The organism is Streptomyces sp. NPDC059897, from assembly GCF_042730865.1.
GTDB lineage: Bacteria > Actinomycetota > Actinomycetes > Streptomycetales > Streptomycetaceae > Streptomyces.
Genome location: NZ_JBHWKQ010000004.1, coordinates 171,899 through 190,370 on the forward strand (window position 1 = coordinate 171,899; position 18,472 = coordinate 190,370).

An 18,472-nucleotide genomic window follows, 5' to 3' on the forward strand; every position below is an offset into this window, starting at 1 on the left:
CCCCGGCAACGATCACAGCCGCCGACTGCCGCGACCGCGAAGCCCTACAGCCCGGCGAGACACTCTCCGTGCCCCAGGTGTCTCAGGTGTCTTAGGGACACGGCGAGATCGTCATCACCTCGTAACGGCGCTTCCCCCGAACACATCCGATCAGGCAGGCTCAAGATCGAACAAGGGCACGGCCCAATCGTTCGACCGACCGCACATCCGTCCAGCAACGGGGGATTCACATCATGCTTCGCAACCACCGCCGCAAGGCCGTCCTCACCGCCGCCGCCCTGATGGCCACGACCACTCTGCTCACGGCCTGCCAGGGCGGCGCCGACGAGGGCGCCGCGTCGAACGACTCGGCGTCGTCGTCGACCGCGGCCTCGGACGCGAAGGGCACGGGCGGCGACGCCGGTTCGGGGGCCGGGGAGGGCTCGGAGTCGCAGGCCGGCAGCGGTTCCGGGAGCGCCTCGCAGGGCAAGGGCGTGAACGGCACCTGGTTCGGCAACGTCTCCTACCTGGCACCCGGCAAGTACACCGTCTCCGACCTGAAGGACACCAAGCAGGCGTTCTTCACCTCGACCGACACGGACATCCAGGGCGCCGGCGAGATCTGCGGCGACGCCGAGGGCCAGGCCGCCACCAAGTGCACCGAGGAGCAGCTCGAGGCCGCCTCCAAGAAGGGCGTCTCCGCCACGGTGAAGATCAAGAACGGCACGGCCGTCAGCATCGTCGAGGACCACTCCAGCAGCGGTGGCGGCGACTCGGACACCGGCAAGCCGAGCGGCCTGCGCTCCGGGGAGCTCGGCTACATGGCCCCGGGCAAGTACTCCGTGCTCGACAGCGACGGCAACACCACCGCCTTCTACAGCGCCACCGCCACGACCATCAACGGCAACGGCTGGATCTGCGGCGAGAACGGCGACAACAAGCGCTGCACCGAGGGCGAGCTCGAGGCCGCGGCCAAGAAGGGCGGCGTCCGGGTCGTCGTCAAGATCGAAAACGGCGCCGCGGTCACCATCGACGAGGAGCACAACTAACCGCCCACGGGCGGCCGCACGCTCTCCCCGTACATCGCCCCGGCGCAGGGAGTCTCCCCGCGCCGGGGCGATGTCGCGCTGTGCGCGCGGCCATGTCGGAACGGCAGCCGGGCGATCGCGCACAGACCTTCAACGGCCCCGCCCCGCGCCCCGATTGACCTGCACGATCCGCGCCCGCCGCCCCGGACGCCGTAACATGTCCCGGTTGTCCGGCCCGGGTCGGACAACTCCGGGCAGTTCGGGGGCATTTGCGTCGCGCCCGCCGGCTGTCGTCGTCTCGACGTTGGGACCCGATGGACGCCACTCGCGCACACGACGAGCTCAGCCTGCTGGAAGCGGAGCTGACCGAACGGCTCGACGCTCCGGCGCACTTCTTCGCGAAGGACGCCGCCGCCCCGCGCACCCTGGTCGACATCCTCGACGCGACCGTCCGCAGGCATCCCGACGAACCCGCACTCGACGACGGCGTGCGCCGTCTGACGTACCGGGCGCTGGACGCCGAGGTCGACCGGCTGCGCCGGCGTCTGGCCGGGGCGGGTGTGGGGCGCGGCGACCGGGTCGGCGTCCGGGTGCCGTCGGGGACGAACGAGCTGTACGTCGCGATCCTCGGCGTGCTGGCCGTGGGCGCCGCCTATGTACCCGTCGACGCCGAGGACCCGGACGAGCGCGCCGAACTCGTCTTCGGCGAGGCGGGGGTGCGGACCGTGATCGGGGCGGGGCTCGCGTTCGACGTCGCCCACGTCTCCCCCGCCCCCGCCGGTCGGCCCGGACCCGACGACGACGCATGGGTCATCTTCACCTCCGGGTCGACCGGCAGGCCCAAGGGCGTCGCCGTCAGCAACCGCGGCGCCGCGGCGTTCGTGGACGCGGAGGCCGCGCTGTTCCTGGCCGATGACCCCATCGGGCCGGGGGATCGCGTCATGGCGGGCCTGTCCGTCGCGTTCGACGCGTCCTGCGAGGAGATGTGGCTCGCCTGGCGGCACGGCGCCTGCCTGGTGCCCGTGCCGCGTTCCCAGGTGCGCGGCGGCGCCGACCTCGGGCCCTGGCTGGCCGAGCAGGAGATCACCGTGATCTCCACCGTGCCGACGCTGGCCGCCCTGTGGGAGCCAGAGGCCCTCAACGACGTCCGGCTGCTGATCTTCGGCGGCGAGGCCTGCCCGCCCGAGCTCGTCCAGCGCCTGGTCACCGAGGGCCGCGAGGTCTGGAACACGTACGGGCCCACCGAGGCCACCGTCGTCACCTGCGCCGCGCTCATGACCGGCGCCGAACCGGTGCGCATCGGGCTGCCGCTGGACGGCTGGGAACTGGCCGTCGTCGACGAGGCCGACCGGCCCGTGCCGATGGGCGAGAGCGGTCAACTCGTCATCGGCGGAGTGGGGTTGGCCCGCTACCTCGACCCGGCCAAGGACGCCGAGAAGTACGCGCCGCTGCCCGCCCTGGGCTGGGAGCGGGCCTACCGGAGCGGCGACCTGGTCAAGGCCGACCCCGAGGGCCTCGTCTTCCTCGGGCGCGGCGACGAACAGGTCAAGCTCGGCGGCCGGCGCATCGAGCTCGGCGAGGTCGACGCCGCACTTCAGGCGCTGCCGGGTGTCGCGGGCGCGGCCTGCGCCGTGCGCACCGCGCGCGGCGGCAACCAGCTGCTCGTCGGATACCTCGTCACCCAGGACGGCTGGCAGCACGCGGCCGCCGTCGACAAACTGCGGGGCCAACTCCCCGCAGCCCTGGTGCCGTTGCTGGCCCCCGTCGCCGAGCTGCCCACGCGCACCTCGGGCAAGGTCGACCGCGACGCGCTGCCGTGGCCGCTGCCCGACGTGGAGACCGAAGGCGCCCCGGCCGAGCAGCTCTACGGCACGGAGGCCTGGCTTGCCGAGCAGTGGAGCGAGACGCTCGGCGTCCCCGTCACCGGCGCGGGCGACAACTTCTTCGCCATCGGTGGCGGCAGCCTCGCCGCCGCCCAGCTCACCACCCGGCTGCGCACCCGCTACCCGAGCGCGGCCGTCATCGACATCTACGAACGCCCGGTCCTGCGCAAGCTGGCCCGCCGCCTGGAGAAGTCGGCGCAGGACGACGGCGCCCAGCGTGTGATCACCCCGGTGCCGACGCGCGCGAAGCTCGTCCAACTGCTGCTCCTGATACCGCTGTTCACCCTCAACGGGCTGCGCTGGACGGTCGCGCTCGCCGCCCTGGCCGACGTCCTGCACCGGCTCGGCGGCTACGCGTGGGCGCCGTCCGCCTCCTGGTGGCTGCTCGCCCCGGCGGCGCTGCTCCTGTTCAGCCCGCCGGGGCGCCTCGCCGTCGCGGCGGGCGGCGCCCGGCTGCTGCTGCGGGGCGTAGGACCGGGCACGTACCCGCGCGGCGGCGGTGTCCATCTGCGGCTGTGGGCCGCCGAACGCCTCGCCGAGCACAGCGGCGCCACCTCGCTGACCGGCTCCTGGCTACAGCGCTACGCCCGCGCGCTCGGCGCCCGCGTCGGCCCCGAGGTCGACCTGCACTCCCTGCCCCCGGTCACCGGGCTGCTCAAGCTCGGCCGCGGCTGCGCCATCGAGAGCGAGGTCGACCTGTCGGGGCACTGGCTCGACGGCGACCGCCTGGAGATCGGCACGGTCAAGGTCGGCGCGGGCGCCGTGGTCGGCACGCGCAGCGTGCTGTTCCCCGGCACCCGGGTGGGCAAGCGCGCCGAGATCGCGCCGGGCTCCGCCGCCCGGGGCCACATCCCGACCGGCCAGCGCTGGGCGGGCTCCCCCGCGGTCAAGCTCGGCAAGGCCAAGCGGGACTGGCCGAAGCACCGGCCGCCGCGCACGGCGGGCTGGCGCGCGATGTACGGGGCCGCGGGCCTCGCCCTCACCCTCCTGCCGCTCCTTTCCGCCCTCCCGGCCCTCCTTGTCGCGCGCGCCTTCGTGCCCGCGAGTGCCGGGCTCGGCGAGGCGGTGCGGGGCGGTCTGCTCGCCGTCGTGCCCGCGGCCCTCGCCTACGGACTCACGTACGCCGTGCTGATCCTGGCCGGTGTCCGCCTGGTCGGACTCGGCCTGACCGCCGGGACGTTCCCGGTGCACAGCCGGGCGGGCTGGCAGTCCTGGACCGTCACCCAGCTGATGGACCTGTCCCGGCAGACGCTGTTCCCCCTGTACGCGGGGCTCGTCACGCCCGTGTGGATGCGGCTGCTCGGCATGCGCGTCGGCCGGGACGCGGAGGTGTCCACGGTGCTCGCGCTGCCGGGCCTCACCACGGTCGGCGACGGCGCGTTCCTCGCCGACGACACACTGACCGCGCCGTACGAACTCGGGGGCGGCTGGGTGCGGATCGGGCGCGCCCGGATCGGCCGCCGGGCGTTCCTCGGCAACTCGGGCATGACGGCACCCGGCCGTTCGGTGCCGGACGACGGCCTGGTCGGCGTCCTGTCGGCGACCCCGAAGAAGGCCAAGCAGGGCAGCTCGTACCTGGGCCTGCCGCCGGTCCGGCTGCCCCGCCCGGCGACCGGCGCCGACCCGAGCCGCACCTACGCACCGCCCGCCCGGCTGCGCTGGGCACGCGCCCTCGTCGAACTGGGCCGGCTGGTCCCGGTGTTCTGCTCGGCCGCCCTGGTCGTCCTGGTCCTCGGCTCACTGGCCGCGATCTCCGCGGCGTACGACCTGTGGGCGGCGGCGCTCCTCGGCGGCCCCGTCCTGCTGACGGCGGGCGTCCTCGCGTGCGCGGTGTCGATCGTGGCCAAGTGGCTCCTGGTCGGCCGCCACCGCACGGGCGAGCACCCGCTGTGGTGCGGTTTCGTGTGGCGGGGCGAACTGGCCGACACGTTCGTGGAGATGCTCGCCGTGCCGTGGCTCGCCGGGTCCGTGCCCGGCACCCCCGTCCTGACGGCCTGGCTGCGCGGGCTCGGCGCGCGCATCGGGGCGGGCGTGTGGTGCGAGAGCTACTGGCTGCCGGAGACCGACCTGGTCACCCTGGAGGCGGGGGCGACCGTGAACCGGGGCTGTGTCCTGCAGACGCACCTCTTCCACGACCGGATCTTGCGGACGGATACTGTGACCCTCCGCGAGGGCGCCACGCTGGGTCCTGGCGGAATCGTGCTGCCGGGCAGCGAACTCGGCGCCCGCAGCACGCTGGGGCCCGCGTCCCTGGTGATGGCCGGCGAATCGGTGCCGCCCGGCAGCCGGTGGCTGGGCAACCCGATCGAGGCCTGGCGCCCGTGAACCGGCGGGCGGCGGGCCCGCGTTGGCCATGTCGTACGAGGACGGGCCCGGGGGCGAGACCGGGCGCGGGGACAGGGAGCGGTCGAGTCGTGAACGGTCAGCACAAGCCGGACCCCTACTTCCCGTCCAATGGGGACCCCCGCTACCGGGTGCACCGCTACGAACTCGACCTGGACTACCGCCCCGAGCCCAACCGGCTGGCAGGCACGGCCCGCCTCAGCGCCATCGCGGGACACGCCGAACTCGACGAGTTCCTGCTGAATCTCGCCGACTTCCGCATCGGGCGGGTCCGGGTCGACGGCCGCCCCGCGCACTACACGCTGCGCGGCGGCCGGCTGCGGATCCGGCCGGCGAAGCCGCTGGCAGCGAGCGCCGCGTTCACCGTCGAGGTGCACTACTCGGGGAATCCCAAGCCGGTCAAGAGCAGCTGGGGAGGCCTGGGCTGGGAGGAGCTGACCGACGGCGCGCTCGTCGCCAGCCAGCCGGTCGGCGCCCCCTCCTGGTACCCGTGCAACGACCGGCCCGCCGACAAGGCCGCGTACCAGATCTCCCTGACCACCCCCTCCGCGTACCAGGTCGTGATCGGCGGTCGCCTCCTCACCCGGACGACCAGGGCATCGACCACGACCTGGCTGTACGAGCAGCCCGCGCCCACCTCCAGCTATCTGGTCGGACTGGCCATCGGCAGATTCCAGACGGCGCTGCTCGGCGATCCGGGGCTCGACGGGGTGCCGCAGACCGGGCACTTCCCGGCCCACCTGCTGACCGAGTTCTCCCGCGACTTCGCGCGCCAGCCGCAGATGATGGACCTGTTCCAGGAGCTGTTCGGCCCCTACCCCTTCCGCGAGTACGCGGTGGTGGTCACGGATGAGGAGCTGGACGTACCCGTCGAGGCGCAGGGCCTGTCGCTGTTCGGCACCAACCACGTGGACGGTGCCCGCGGTGCGGAGCGGCTCGTCGCCCACGAGCTGGCCCATCAGTGGTTCGGCAACAGCGTCACCGTCGCCGACTGGCAGCACATCTGGCTCAACGAAGGCCTCGCCAAGTACGCCGAGTGGCTCTGGTGCGAACGCTCCGGCGGCCGTACCGCCCAGGACCTGGCGGCAGCGGCCCACCGTCTGCTCGCCGGGCTCCCCGAGAACCTGTCGCTTGCCGACCCCGGCCGCAAGCACATGTTCGACGACCGCCTCTACGAACGCGGCGCCCTGGCGATCCACGCGCTGCGCTGCGCACTCGGCGACGAGGGGTTCTTCCGCGCGCTGCGGACCTGGACGGACCTGTACCGGCACGGCGTCGTCACGACGGAGATGTTCGCCGCGCATCTGGAGCGGTTCACGCAGCGGCCCGTGGACGCGGTGTTCCGGGCATGGGTGCACGGGACGGCGCTTCCGGAGGTACCGGTGCTGGCGGCCCCTGACCGTGAATGAACAAACATGCCGGACCCATCACGAATGATCAGGCATGCAGGATCGGCCGGTAGACCAGTTCCTGAATATGGCTGTCGAGCGTGCGCTGCTCAAGGAGCTCCAGGTCGAAGTCGGCCGCGCCCCGGAAGACCGGGTCGAGCCCGGTCCTCCCGGTGATCACGGGGAAGAGCGTCACCTGGACGCGGTCCACCAGGCCGGCCGCCAGCAGCGCGCGGTTCATGGCCAGGCTGCCGTGCGACCGCAGCGGCACCGGGGACTCCGCCTTGAGTCGGGCGACGACATCGACGGCGTCGCCCGGCGCGACGGTCGCGTCCTGCCATTCCAGCGGCTCTCGCAGCGTGTTCGACACGACCGTGGCCGGCAGGCCGATCATCCGCGTCACCCAGGGGTCTCGTACGTCCGAGTCCTCGGTGCTGGAGGCCAGCATCCGCGCGAACGCCCGGTAGGTGTTCGCCCCGAAGACCATCCGCTGCTCCTCGCGGTACAGGTCGAGGCGGTGATCGAGCAGCTCGGGGCCCTGCTTCCCCCAGTACCCGGTCCAGCTCCCGCCGTCGGCTGCACCGTACCCGTCGAGGCTGGAGAAGACGTCGAACGTGTAGGAAGCGGCCATGATGCCCTCCTGGTGTGCGATGGATCGACCGTCGAAAGTGCAGACCGGCCGTCGCGCCAGGATTCATCGCCGGACCGGAACGGCATGGAACCACGGCGCTTCGTTCGGATCACCGAGCCCTCTGGCGCCGGTGCACTCGGCGAAGGCGAGGGCCTTGAAGCAATACGGTGCAGTGCGCCTGGCACGAGCGGTTCACTGTGTCGCTGCGCCGGTGAGCTGCCTCGCGCGCTGTTCTTCGAGCGCCGGATAGTCGGTGTAACCCCGTGCGCCGTGTGTGTAGAGGTGCTCCGTGTCGATCGGTGTGTCGAGCGGGTCGTTCGCGGCAATGCGCGCGGGCAGGTCGGGGTGCGCGAGGAAGGCTCGGCCGAAGGAGACGAGGTCGGCGTGGCCCTGTGCGAGTACGTGTTCTCCCTGGTGCTGTGTGGTGGGCACATGGTTCTCGCCGACGTTGGCGATGAGCGTGCCCTTCCAGCGCGGTCGCAGATCGGCCAGAGCCGGATAGTCGTCGTTGTCGGTGAGGTGGAGGTAGGCCAGGCCGAGTGGGGCCAGCGCATCGAGCAGTGCTCGGTACACGGGAGCCGGGGAGCGCTCGGACATGCCGAATTGTGGGTTGCCGGGAGAGAGGCGGAGCCCGAGCCGGTGCGCTCCGACGGCCTCGGCGACTGCGGTGACCAGTTCGACGGCGAACCGGGTCTTGTCTCGTCCGTACGCGTCGGTGCGGAGGTTGGTGTTGTCGGCGAGGAACTGGTGGGTCAGGTAACTGTTGGCGCCGTGGATCTCCACGCCGTCGAAGCCGGCCTGCAGGGCGTTGCGTGCGGCGGCAACGTGATCGTCGATCGCGGTACGGATGTCGTCCTTCGTCATCGTGCGTGGCACGGGCGCCTCGGCCTTGCCGTCCTTGACGTGCACGGGCCCTGGGACCGGCACGGCGGATGGCCCGGCCGGAACGTCGCCCAGCAGCCGTGAGCGCGGGTGGCCCTGGCGTCCGCCGTGCATGAGCTGAGCGAAGATCCGACCGCCACGTGCGTGTACGGCCTCGGTCACCGCGCGCCAGCCGACGATGTGGGCCTCGGTCTCCAGCCCGGGGATGCGCCAGCCGCTCTGTCCCCGGCGGTGTGGCCAGATGCCCTCCGTCACGAGGAGTCCCGCTTCCGCGCGCTGCGCGTAGTAGTCCGCGACCACCGGGAGCGGGGTCCCGTCCTCGTGCGCGCGAAACCGTGTCATCGGGGCCATCACGAGACGGTTGGGGAGGGTGAGGCTGTCGGAGGCGTAGGGGGCGAGGAGCTGAGAAGTAGCGGTGTTCGTCATGCGGGAACCGTAGAATGTGACACCAGTGTCAGGTTCAAGCCTTGAGCCGAGTGAAGGGCTGGAAACCCGTGAAGATCGGTGAGTTGTCCCGCCGGACCGGCGTGAGCGTGCGATCCCTGCGCTACTACGAGCAGAAGTGCATCCTTGCCTCCGAGCGCACGGCCGGCGGGCACCGGGAGTACCCGGAGGCGGCCGTCAACCGCGTGATCCTTGTTCAGCATTTGCTGGCCGCTGGGCTGAGCGCCGACAAGATCGCGAGTGTGCTTCCCTGCATGCGAGACCACGATGGGGGTCCGGCGGAGACTGCGACTCCGTGGCTGGTCGCCCAACTGGAGGCAGAGCGCAGCCGGATCGACCGCTCGATCGAGGACCTGCGTTACACACGCGAAGTCCTGGACGAGGTCATCGCGACGGCGGCGGGCTGACGAACCAGAGGGGTGAAGGTCGCCTCTGAGGATTCACCTTCAGATGCCACCCGCGGCGGTTCATTCGGCCGCGGTCCGCTTCACCCGGCGGACGAAATCGCTGTGCCGACGGGTGCCGTGCCGCCCGCGCCGAGGTACGGCAGAAGGTCCTTCGCGAGCGCGCGGGGCGGATTCCGGCCCTGGCCGACTATCGCCGGTGCGGCGGTTCCTCCGCCAACGCCCCTTATGCGAGTCACCTGCACCTTCTCCGCCTCGAACAATCTTGAGACACAGAGGCACTGGCCAGGACCGCTGCCCGCCTCAACTGGACCCCTGTATACGAACTTTGGAGGCATGGGAGCGCACCGTCTTGGACAGCGATCCGACACAGACCGTGCGGCTCCCGAGACCGGAGCTCTGTGCCGTCTTGGGCTGCCGCGCCAGGGCAAGACACCTCAAAACTGAAAGGTCCCCCATCATCGTGCAACCGGCCCAAGAGTTCGGCGACAACCCTGTCGAAGTACGCGAAACCGGGCACTACACCGAGGAATACGTCCCCAGCTTCGTCGAGAAGTGGGACTCCCTCATCGATTGGGAGAAGAGGGCGGAGAGCGAAGGCAATTTCTTCATCGACCTGCTGCGCAAATGGGGGGTGAAGAGCGTGCTCGATGTAGCCACGGGCACGGGATTCCACTCCGTGGCACTGCTGTCCGCCGGGTTCGAGACGGTCAGCGCGGACGGCAGCGCCGAGATGCTGGCGAGGGCCTTCGAGAACGGCCAGAAGCAGGGCGGGCACATACTGCGGGTCGTCCAGGCGGACTGGCGGTGGCTCAACCGGGACGTCCACGGGGAGTACGACGCCATCGTGTGTCTCGGCAACTCCTTCACGCATCTCTTCTCCGAACGCGACCGGCGCAAGGCGCTGGCCGAGTTCTACGCGATGCTCAAGCACGACGGAATTCTCATCCTGGACCAGCGCAATTACGACGCGATCCTGGACGACGGGTACACGAGCAAGCACCGCTACTACTACTGCGGTGAGGACGTCATCGTGGAGCCGGAGTACGTCGACGAGGGGCTGTGCCGCATGCGGTACAGCTTCCCCGACAGCTCCATGTACTACCTCAACATGTTCCCGCTGCGGAAGGACTACACGCGGCGGCTGATGTCCGACGTCGGCTTCCAGCGCATCGAGACGTACGGCGACTTCCAGCACACGTACCGGCGCGAGCAGCCGGACTTCTTCGTCCATGTGGCGGAGAAGGAGTACAGAACGGACGAGGCGGAGGAGCAGTACAAGGGCGCGGTCGGCACCGCCCGCAGCTACTACAACTCCCCCGACGCGGACACCTTCTACGCCACGGTGTGGGGCGGCGAGGACATCCACATCGGCCTGTACGAGCGCCCGGACGAGCCCATCGCGGACGCCAGCCGGCGGACCGTCGAGCACATGGCGTCGAAGCTCGGCCTGACGCGGGACTCCGTGGTGCTCGACCTCGGTTCCGGTTTCGGCGGTTCGGCGCGCTACCTGGCCGAGACGTACGGCTGCCGGGTCCTGGCCCTCAACCTCAGCGAGGTGGAGAACCAGCGCCACAAGGAGCTGAACTCGGCCCGCGGGCTCACCGACAGGATCGAGGTCGTGGACGGGTCCTTCGAGGACATCCCGTACCCGGACGGCCAGGTCGATGTCGTCTGGTCCCAGGACGCCTTCCTGCACAGCGGGAACCGGGTCCAGGTCCTCAAGGAGATCGCCCGGGTGCTGCGGCCCGGCGGCCGGCTCATCTTCACCGACCCGATGGCGGCGACGGACGGCGGCCCCAAGGACGCGCTGCAGCCGATCCTCGACCGGATCCACCTGGACGACATGGGCTCCCCCGGCTTCTACACCCGGGAACTGGACCGGCTCGGATTCACCGCCGTCGACGGCGGTTTCGAGGAGCACCGCGAGCAGTTGGTGAACCACTACACGCGGGTCCTCGAGGAGACCGAGCGCCTGGAGGCCGAGGGTCTGGCCAGAAGGATCAGCCACGACTACCTCAGCCAGATGAAGACGGGGCTCGGCCACTGGATCGACGGTGGCCGCCGGACCGATCTCACCTGGGGCATCTTCCACTTCAGGCTCGGTGCCAGTTGACCGAGCGGGACAGCTGAACGGTACGACTGAGCGGTACGTTCCACCGGCCGGTCCCAAGGCGCATGCGGGGCCGGCCGACAGGCGTTCGAGAGCGTTCAAGAGGGAGACGGGCATGCGGACACTGCTGCAGGGCGGTCGCGTCATCGACCCCGCCGCCGGGTTCGACGGGACGGCCGACGTCCTCGTGGCCGACGGCAGGATCGCCGCGGTCGGGGCCGACCTCGCGCCACCGCCGGACACCACGCTGATCGACGCCACCGGGCTCGTCGTCGGCCCCGGCTTCGTCGACCTGCACAGCCATGTCCACTCCATCGCCGGGCACCGGCTGCAGGCGATGGACGGTGTGACCACGGCGCTCGACCTGGAGGCCGGACTCATGCCGGTCGAGCGGGCCTACGCCGAGGCCGCGGCGGACGGCCGTCCGCTCCACTTCGGGTTCTCCGCCTCCTGGGGCGGCGCGCGGGCGCAGGTACTCGCCGGCCTCTCCCCCGACGCCCGGATCACGTCCAGCCTGGCCGTGCTGGGCGACCCGCGCTGGCAACGCTCCTCGTCGCCGCGCGAGTTGGCGGCCTGGCTGTCGCTGCTCGAGAACGAACTCGCCCAAGGCGCCCTCGGGATCGGCGTCCTGATGGGCTACGCGCCCACCACCGAGCCCGCCGAGTTCCTCGCGGTGGCCCGGCTCGCCGCGAAGGCCGGCGCGCCGACCTTCACCCATGTCCGGGAACTGGTCGAAATGGATCCCTCGGTCTCCGTCGACGGCTCCGCGGAGATCGCCGCCGCGGCGGCCGAGACCGGCGCGGCGATGCACCACTGCCACGTCAACAGCACCTCCGGACGGCACATCGACCGGGTGCTCCACACCCTGGACGAGTCCCGGCGGTCCGGCTCGCGGGTCACCGTGGAGGCCTACCCGTACGGGGCGGGCAGCACGGCCGTCGGCGCCGCCTTCATCGCCCCGGACCGGCTGCGCCTGAAGGGACTCGGCCCCAGCAGCGTCGTCATGGTCGAGACCGGGGAGCGGATCGCGGACGCGGCCCGCCTGGAGCAGCTACGGGCCCAGGACCCGGGCGCGCCCTGCCTCCTGGAGTTCCTCGACGAGGACGATCCGCGCGACCTGTCCCTGCTGCGCCGGGCCCTCGCCTTCCCCGACGCCGTCGTCGCCAGCGACGCGATGCCCGTCTTCTGGCCCGACGGCAGCCACGACAGCACCGACTGGCCGCTGCCGCCCGGCGGCACGACACACCCTCGTACGGCGGGGACCTTCGCCAAGACACTGCGCCTGATGGTGCGGGAGACCGGGGCCTGGTGCTGGCCGGAGGCCTTCCGCCGCTGCTCCTACCTCCCGGCGCGCGTCCTCGACGACGTGTCACCGGCCGCCCGCGCCAAGGGCCATCTCGCGGTCGGCGCCGACGCCGACCTCGTGGCCCTGGACCCGGCCACGGTGACCGACACGGCCACGTACGCCGACCCGACCCGCCCGTCGCTCGGCGTCCGGCATCTGTACGTGGCGGGGGTGCCCGTCGTCTCGGACGGCGCGTTGCGGGCCGACGCCCTTCCGGGGCGACCACTGCGGGGCGCGGTCACCTGACGCAGGCGGGAGGGGCAGCGGCTGACTCCCCCGGTGGGGCCAATTCGGCCACAGAGGGGACCCGCTGAAATATGATCACGCCATGCCCGACATGACCGAGACAACGCCCGGGTGGCTGGCCTCCGACGAGCTGGAGCTGGTCCGTGCCCGTATGCCGATCCTCTACGTCGAAGCCGTGCCGGTGCGCGTCGCGGACAGCGGTGAGGTGACCAGCGTCGGCCTGCTGCTCCGCATCGGCCCCGACGGGAACGTCAACCGCACGCTGGTCTCCGGCCGCGTACTGCACCACGAGCGCGTCCGTGACGCGCTCCTGCGCCACCTAGAGAAGGATCTGGGCCCGGTGGCACTGCCGCGGGTGCCGGCCTCCTTGCAGCCCTTCACCGTCGCCGAGTACTTCCCGACGCAGGGCGTCACGCCGTACCACGACCCGCGCCAGCACGCGGTCTCGCTGGCCTACATCGTGCCGGTGGCCGGCGACTGCCAGCCCCGGCAGGACGCACTCGACCTGGTCTGGTTCAGCCCCGAGGACGCCCTCTCGCCGTCCGTGCAGAGCGAGATGCCCGGCGGCCACGGCGCCCTGCTCAAGCAGGCCCTCGCCCACGCGGGACTCGGCGTCTGAGCCCGGCCGGGCGGTTCCACCGGCACCGCCCGGTTCCGAAACGCCGGAACCGATAGCACCATTGGCTGACCCACTCGCGCCCACGACCCGCGTCCACGAGGGAGCAGCCATGCCACGAGCGGCCGTAGGTGGTGGACGCGGCCGCCGGCGTGGTGAACCGGGCCACCGGGGTGCCCGTCACGCCGGACGCGGTCTTCCAGATCGGGTCGATCACCAAGGTCTGGACGGCGACCCTGATCCAGCAGCTCGCCAACGAGGGCCGCCTCGACCTGGACCGCCCGGTGCGCCGGTACCTGCCGGAGTTCGCCCTGGCCGACGAGCACGCCGCCGCCACCGTCACCGTCCGCCAACTCCTCTGCCACACCTCGGGCATCGAGGGCGACCGCTTCACCGACACGGGCGCGAACGAGGACGCGGTCGAGCGCTATGTCCCCACCCTCGCCGACGCCGAACAGCTGTACCCGCCGGGCGAGCAGTTCTCGTACTGCAACAGCGGCTACGTCGTCCTCGGCCGCCTCGTCGAGGTGCTGCGCGGGCAGGGCTTCAACGCGGCGCTGCGCGAACACCTGGTGACCCCGCTCGGCCTCGGCCACGTGGCGACCCACATCGGTGAGGCCATCCTGGAGCTGCCGGCCATCGGCCACCTCGGCCCCGACCCGCAGCCCGCCCCGGTCTACGGCCTGCCGCCCGCCACCGCCCCGGCCGGCGCCGCCCTGGCGATGCCCGCGCGCAGCCTCCTCGGGTTCGCCCGACTGCATCTGGCCGACCGCTCCTTCGACGTGATGCGCGAGACGCAGGTGACCGTGCCGCCCCTGGGGGCGCTGGGTGACCGCTGGGGGCTCGGCTGGATGCTGTTCGACCGGCCCGAGGGTTCCATGATCGGCCACGACGGCGGCACGATCGGGCAGTACGCGTTCCTGCGGGTGCTGCCGGAGGCGGGTGTCGCCGTCGCCGTGCTCACCAACGGCGGGGACGCCGCCGCGCTGTTCCACGAGATCGGCGGTCACCTGCTCGACGAGCTCACCGGCGCACCGCTCGCGGCCCCGCCGCAGGTCCCCGAGGAACCGGCCCCGGTCGACGCGCACCGGGCCGCCGGCACGTACCGCTCCACGCTGCTCGACTTCGAGGTCGCGGTCCACGCCGACGGCACCCCGTGGCTGACGACCACGCCGCGCACCGGTGAGGCCCGGGTGCTGCTCGGCGAGGACAGCGTCACCCAGCGGCTGGCGGGCCTCGGCCTCGACCGGCTGATCACCGTCGAGAAGCGCGCGGGACGGCACGAGGTGTTCGTCCTGGTCGGCGAGGACGAGGCCGGCCGGGCGCGGTACCTCCACAACAGCCGGGCGGCGGCGCGTCTCGCGGACTGAAGGGCCGGCCCCGAGCAGGGCTCCGGGAGGCCGCTTCTCCGCCAATGCACTCATCCTACGCATACCGCCTATGGGTTGATAAAAGGCGACAAGAGAAACCCTGGGCGGTGAATCCGGGTTGAACGCAGGCCGACTCCCTCGCTTCGAATGGAGACTGCTCGTGTCTGGGTCCAATCTGCCAATTCCCGCCGCCCGGCCTGTCATCGGTGAAGCCGAGATCGAAGCCGCCGTCCGCGTACTGCGCAGCGGCCTTGTCATTCAGGGTCCGGAAGTGGCCGCCTTCGAGGAGGAATTCTCGGAGCTGGTCGGGGACCGCACCTGTGTCGCCGTCAATTCCGGCACCTCCGCACTGCAATTGAGCCTGATGGCGCTCGGCATCGGTCCCGGCGACGAGGTGGTGGTGCCCTCCTTCTCGTTCGCCGCCACCGCCAACGCGGTACGCCTGGTGGGCGCCGCACCGGTCTTCGCGGACATCACGGCCGACACCTACTGCCTCGATCCGGCCGCGGTGTCGGCGGCGATCGGCCCGCGCACGGCGGCGCTGATCCCCGTTCACCTGTACGGGCACCCGGCCCCGATGGACGAGCTGATGCCGCTCGCCGAGCGGCACGGCCTCGCCGTCGTCGAGGACGCCTGCCAGGCGCACGGCGCCGCACTGCACGGCCGGCCGGTCGGCTCGTTCGGCCGCACCGGCTGCTTCAGCTTCTATCCGACGAAGAACATGCACGCGCTCGAAGGCGGCATGATCACCACCGCCGACCGGCAACTGGCCCGCACGCTGCGGCTGCTCAGGAACCAGGGCATGGAGCAGCGGTACGAGAACGAGATCGTCGGCGCCAATCTGCGCATGACCGATGTCGCGGCGGCCGTGGGCCGGGTGCAGCTCACGCAGCTGCCGCGGTGGACCGAACAGCGGCGCGCCAACGCCAAGGTGCTCGACTCCCGTATCGAGGGGCTGACCGCGCCGCACGTGGCCGACGGCGCCCGGCACGTCTACCACCAGTACACCGTCGCCGTCCCGGACGGCCGCAGGGACGCCGTACGGCAGGAGCTGGCGGCGGAGGGGATCGGCAGCGCGGTGTACTACCCGACGCCGATCCACCGGCTGGCGCCGTTCCGCGACGCGGCCGGGCCCGAGCTGCCCGAGACCGACCGGGCCGCCGCGTCAGTGCTGTCGCTGCCGGTCCATCCCACCCTCGGACAGGGCGACCTCGAACGCATCGCCCGGGCCGTGAGCGTCTGCGGAGGTGCCCGATGAACCGGCCGACGCTGCGTGCGGGCCTCGTCGGCCTGGGCGCGATGGGGCGCAACCACGCCCGCGTCCTCTCCCAGCTGGACGGCGTCGAACTCGTCGGCGTCATGGACCCGGCGGGAGACCCCACGGGGGCCGCCCGCGGGGCGCCGGTCGTCGCCACCCTGCCCGAACTCCTCGCGCTGGGCCTCGACTACGCCGTGGTCGCCTGCCCCACGGTGCTGCACGAGGAGATCGGCCTCGGCCTGGCGGCGAACGGTGTGTGCGCGCTGATCGAGAAACCGCTCGCGCACTCCGCGGCAGCGGCCCGGCGCCTCACCGACGCCTTCGACGGGGTCCGGCTGACCGCGGGCGTCGGGCACATCGAGCGCTTCAACCCGGCCTTGCAGAGCCTGCGTTCGCGCCTTGAGGCCGGTGAACTGGGTGACATCTTCCAGGTGGTGACACGGCGTCAGGGCCCGTTCCCGCCGCGCATCGCGGACGTGGGCGTCGTCAAGGATCTGGCGACCCATGACATCGACCTCACCAGCTGGGTGACGGGGTGTCACTACGCCTCGGTGGCCGCCAGGACCGTGTCCAAGAGCGGCCGCCCGCACGAGGACATGGTCGCGGTCGTCGGCGAACTCACCGACGGCACCATGGTCAGCCATCTCGTGAACTGGCTGAGCCCGCTCAAGGAGCGCTTCACCGCGGTCACCGGCGAGCGCGGCTGCTTCATCGCGGACACCCTCACCGCGGACCTCACCTTCCACGCGAACGGCGCCTTCGCCACGGAGTGGGAGGCACTGAGCGCGTTCCGGGGCGCCGCCGAGGGCGACATGATCCGGTACGCGATCCCCAAGCGCGAGCCGCTGCTCGTGGAGCACGAGCGGTTCCGCGACGCCGTCGAGGGCAAGGCCATGGACATCGTCACGCTCGCCCAGGGGCTGCGGACGGTGGAGGTCGCCGAGGTGGTTCTGGACTCGGCGCGCCGGAAGTCTTCCCTGCCGCTGCAGAACCCGCCGCCGCGGAGCCCCGCGGCGGCGGCACGGCGTTCCTGAGCCCCCGTCAGCGCTCTCGGACCGGCGTGGGTCCGGCCTGCCCCTGGACCACGGGCCCGGCCGGCGCCCTGAAGACCCACCAGCGGAACGCGGCGTAGTTCGCCACCGCGTTGAGGACGGTCGATGTCGTCTTGGCCGCCACGTACGGCAGTCCCAGTGCGGCCAATCCGGTGACGGTGGCCAGGGTCGCGCCGTAATTCAGAGCGACGAGCACAAGATATTTGGCGAAGGCCGGGCCGACCATCGCGCCGCTCCGGAAGACGAACGATCTGTTGAGCCCGAAATTGACGGCCAAAACGGTGACGAACGCCAGTGTGGTGGCCACGGCCAACGGCATGTGGAGCACACCGTGCAACAGGACGAGCGTGCCGACATCAATGGCGTAGCACACCCCTCCCACCAGGAGGAATCTTGTCGCGCCCGCGGAGGAAAGGCGGCGGGCCGAGTTCCATGTTCTCCGAATGATTTCTGGTACCTTCCTCCGTGCTCAAGGCCGTTGTCGCAGACAGGTTTCCGGAAAGAAACGTGAGAGGGTTTTCTTCGTGTATCAGAACACGAAAATCGCCGTCGTCGTACCGGCGTACAACGAGGAAAAGCTGATCGCCCGGACGATCCGCACCATGCCCGATTTCGTCGACCATATCGTGGTGGTCGACGACGCCAGCAGCGACCAGACGGCCTCCGAGGCGACCGACGCCGGAGACCCGCGGACGGTACTCATCCGGCACGAGACCAACACCGGAGTCGGTGGCGCGGTGTGCGACGGGCACCAGGAAGCCCTGCGTCTGGGCTGCGACATCTCGGTGGTCATGGCCGGTGACGGGCAGATGGACCCGGACTACCTGCCCGCCCTGCTCGCCCCGATCTGCGACGGGACCGCCCTGTTCACCAAGGCGAACCGTTTCTACTCCCGCGATTCCTATCGCGGCATGCCGAAATACCGGATTCTCGGCAACATCGTTCTCTCCTTCATGACCAAAATGGCCTCCGGCTACTGGCACCTGTTCGACCCGCAGAACGGGTACACCGCGATCCACCGGACGGCGCTGGAACGGCTGAACCTCGACCGCGTGGCGAAGGACTACTCGTTCGAGAACGACCTGCTGATCAATCTGAACATCCTGCGGATTCCGGCCTGCGACGTCCCCATTCCCGCGGTCTACGGGAACGAGGTGTCGACGATGCGGATGCACAAGGTGATTCCCGCGTTGTTGACCCAGCTGACGCGCGGGATCGGACGGCGCGTGGTCCTGAAGTACGTCGTGTTCTCCTTTTCCCCGATCGCTCTCCTGCTGCTGGCGGGAATGTGCCTGGTCGCTTTCGGGGGCGCGGCGAGCACCTGGGTGCTGTTCCACACGCTGGGGCCCGCGAGTGCCAGCGCGGGAAGTGTGCTGCTGGCAACCCTGCCGATTCTCACGGGAATTCACTTTCTCATCGGCGCGCTGATGCTCGACATCCAGGAGAGCCCGGACCGCCGGGCAGCCACCGCCGCGGTCGGCGGCACCTGA

The 18,472-nt window shown here is 71.1% G+C and carries 14 protein-coding genes; 11 read left to right on the forward strand and 3 right to left on the reverse strand.

From position 1 onward, the window contains the following. The first annotated feature begins 233 nt into the window (after positions 1-233). The 3 genes from ACFV9W_RS06850 (at position 234) to ACFV9W_RS06860 (ending at position 6,642) form a co-directional block, all read left to right on the forward strand. The gene (locus ACFV9W_RS06850; RefSeq protein WP_385756319.1) at positions 234-1,028 is read left to right on the forward strand and encodes a hypothetical protein; all 795 of its coding nucleotides are present in this window, start codon (positions 234-236) and stop codon (positions 1,026-1,028) included. Between the two features lie 293 nt (positions 1,029-1,321). Further along, on the forward strand, positions 1,322-5,215 hold the full coding sequence (locus tag ACFV9W_RS06855) for a Pls/PosA family non-ribosomal peptide synthetase (RefSeq protein ID WP_385756321.1): 3,894 nt from the start codon (positions 1,322-1,324) through the stop codon (positions 5,213-5,215). Between the two features lie 89 nt (positions 5,216-5,304). Then, on the forward strand, positions 5,305-6,642 hold the full coding sequence (locus ACFV9W_RS06860) for a M1 family metallopeptidase (protein WP_385756322.1): 1,338 nt from the start codon (positions 5,305-5,307) through the stop codon (positions 6,640-6,642). A gap of 28 nt (positions 6,643-6,670) precedes the next feature. Here the strand turns inward: ACFV9W_RS06860 and ACFV9W_RS06865 are convergent, their stop codons facing one another. Both ACFV9W_RS06865 and ACFV9W_RS06870 read right to left on the reverse strand, forming a co-directional pair. Next, positions 6,671-7,252 carry a dihydrofolate reductase family protein gene (locus ACFV9W_RS06865; RefSeq protein WP_385756324.1) on the reverse strand — a complete coding sequence of 194 codons (582 nt, stop codon included), beginning with the start codon at positions 7,250-7,252 and terminating at the stop codon, positions 6,671-6,673. 192 nt (positions 7,253-7,444) lie between these two features. Continuing rightward, positions 7,445-8,560 carry an alkene reductase gene (locus tag ACFV9W_RS06870; protein WP_385756326.1) on the reverse strand — a complete coding sequence of 372 codons (1,116 nt, stop codon included), beginning with the start codon at positions 8,558-8,560 and terminating at the stop codon, positions 7,445-7,447. Positions 8,561-8,628: 68 nt separating this feature from the next. Here ACFV9W_RS06870 and ACFV9W_RS06875 point away from each other — a divergent pair, with 68 nt between their 5' ends. From ACFV9W_RS06875 to ACFV9W_RS06905, 7 genes are all read left to right on the forward strand, one after another. Further along, positions 8,629-8,985, forward strand: coding sequence for a MerR family transcriptional regulator (locus ACFV9W_RS06875; protein WP_385756328.1), 357 nt, complete (start codon positions 8,629-8,631; stop codon positions 8,983-8,985). 616 nt (positions 8,986-9,601) lie between these two features. Beyond that, positions 9,602-11,098: a methyltransferase domain-containing protein gene (locus ACFV9W_RS06880; protein WP_385756559.1), complete on the forward strand. Its 1,497-nt coding sequence runs from the start codon at positions 9,602-9,604 to the stop codon at positions 11,096-11,098. After that, the gene (locus tag ACFV9W_RS06885) at positions 11,088-12,686 is read left to right on the forward strand and encodes an amidohydrolase family protein (protein WP_385756330.1); all 1,599 of its coding nucleotides are present in this window, start codon (positions 11,088-11,090) and stop codon (positions 12,684-12,686) included. Before ACFV9W_RS06880 ends, ACFV9W_RS06885 begins: the two co-directional genes overlap by 11 nt. 91 nt (positions 12,687-12,777) lie before the next feature. Continuing rightward, positions 12,778-13,305 (forward strand): NUDIX hydrolase family protein, encoded by a 528-nt coding sequence (locus ACFV9W_RS06890; protein WP_385756560.1) that lies wholly within the window; start codon positions 12,778-12,780, stop codon positions 13,303-13,305. 131 nt (positions 13,306-13,436) lie between these two features. After that, positions 13,437-14,672, forward strand: a complete 1,236-nt coding sequence (locus tag ACFV9W_RS06895) for a serine hydrolase domain-containing protein (RefSeq protein ID WP_385756332.1) — start codon at positions 13,437-13,439, stop codon at positions 14,670-14,672. Positions 14,673-14,832: 160 nt separating this feature from the next. Further along, positions 14,833-15,930 (forward strand): DegT/DnrJ/EryC1/StrS family aminotransferase, encoded by a 1,098-nt coding sequence (locus ACFV9W_RS06900; protein ID WP_385756334.1) that lies wholly within the window; start codon positions 14,833-14,835, stop codon positions 15,928-15,930. Continuing rightward, positions 15,927-16,964: a Gfo/Idh/MocA family oxidoreductase gene (locus ACFV9W_RS06905; RefSeq protein WP_385756336.1), complete on the forward strand. Its 1,038-nt coding sequence runs from the start codon at positions 15,927-15,929 to the stop codon at positions 16,962-16,964. The genes ACFV9W_RS06900 and ACFV9W_RS06905 overlap by 4 nt, the downstream gene beginning before the upstream one ends. Positions 16,965-16,971: 7 nt before the next feature. On the opposite strand, the gene ACFV9W_RS06910 is transcribed toward ACFV9W_RS06905, so the two are convergent. Further along, positions 16,972-17,355, reverse strand: coding sequence for a GtrA family protein (locus ACFV9W_RS06910; RefSeq protein WP_385756338.1), 384 nt, complete (start codon positions 17,353-17,355; stop codon positions 16,972-16,974). Positions 17,356-17,506: 151 nt separating this feature from the next. Between ACFV9W_RS06910 and ACFV9W_RS06915 the strand changes: the two genes are divergently transcribed. Further along, positions 17,507-18,472: a glycosyltransferase family 2 protein gene (locus tag ACFV9W_RS06915; protein ID WP_385756339.1), complete on the forward strand. Its 966-nt coding sequence runs from the start codon at positions 17,507-17,509 to the stop codon at positions 18,470-18,472.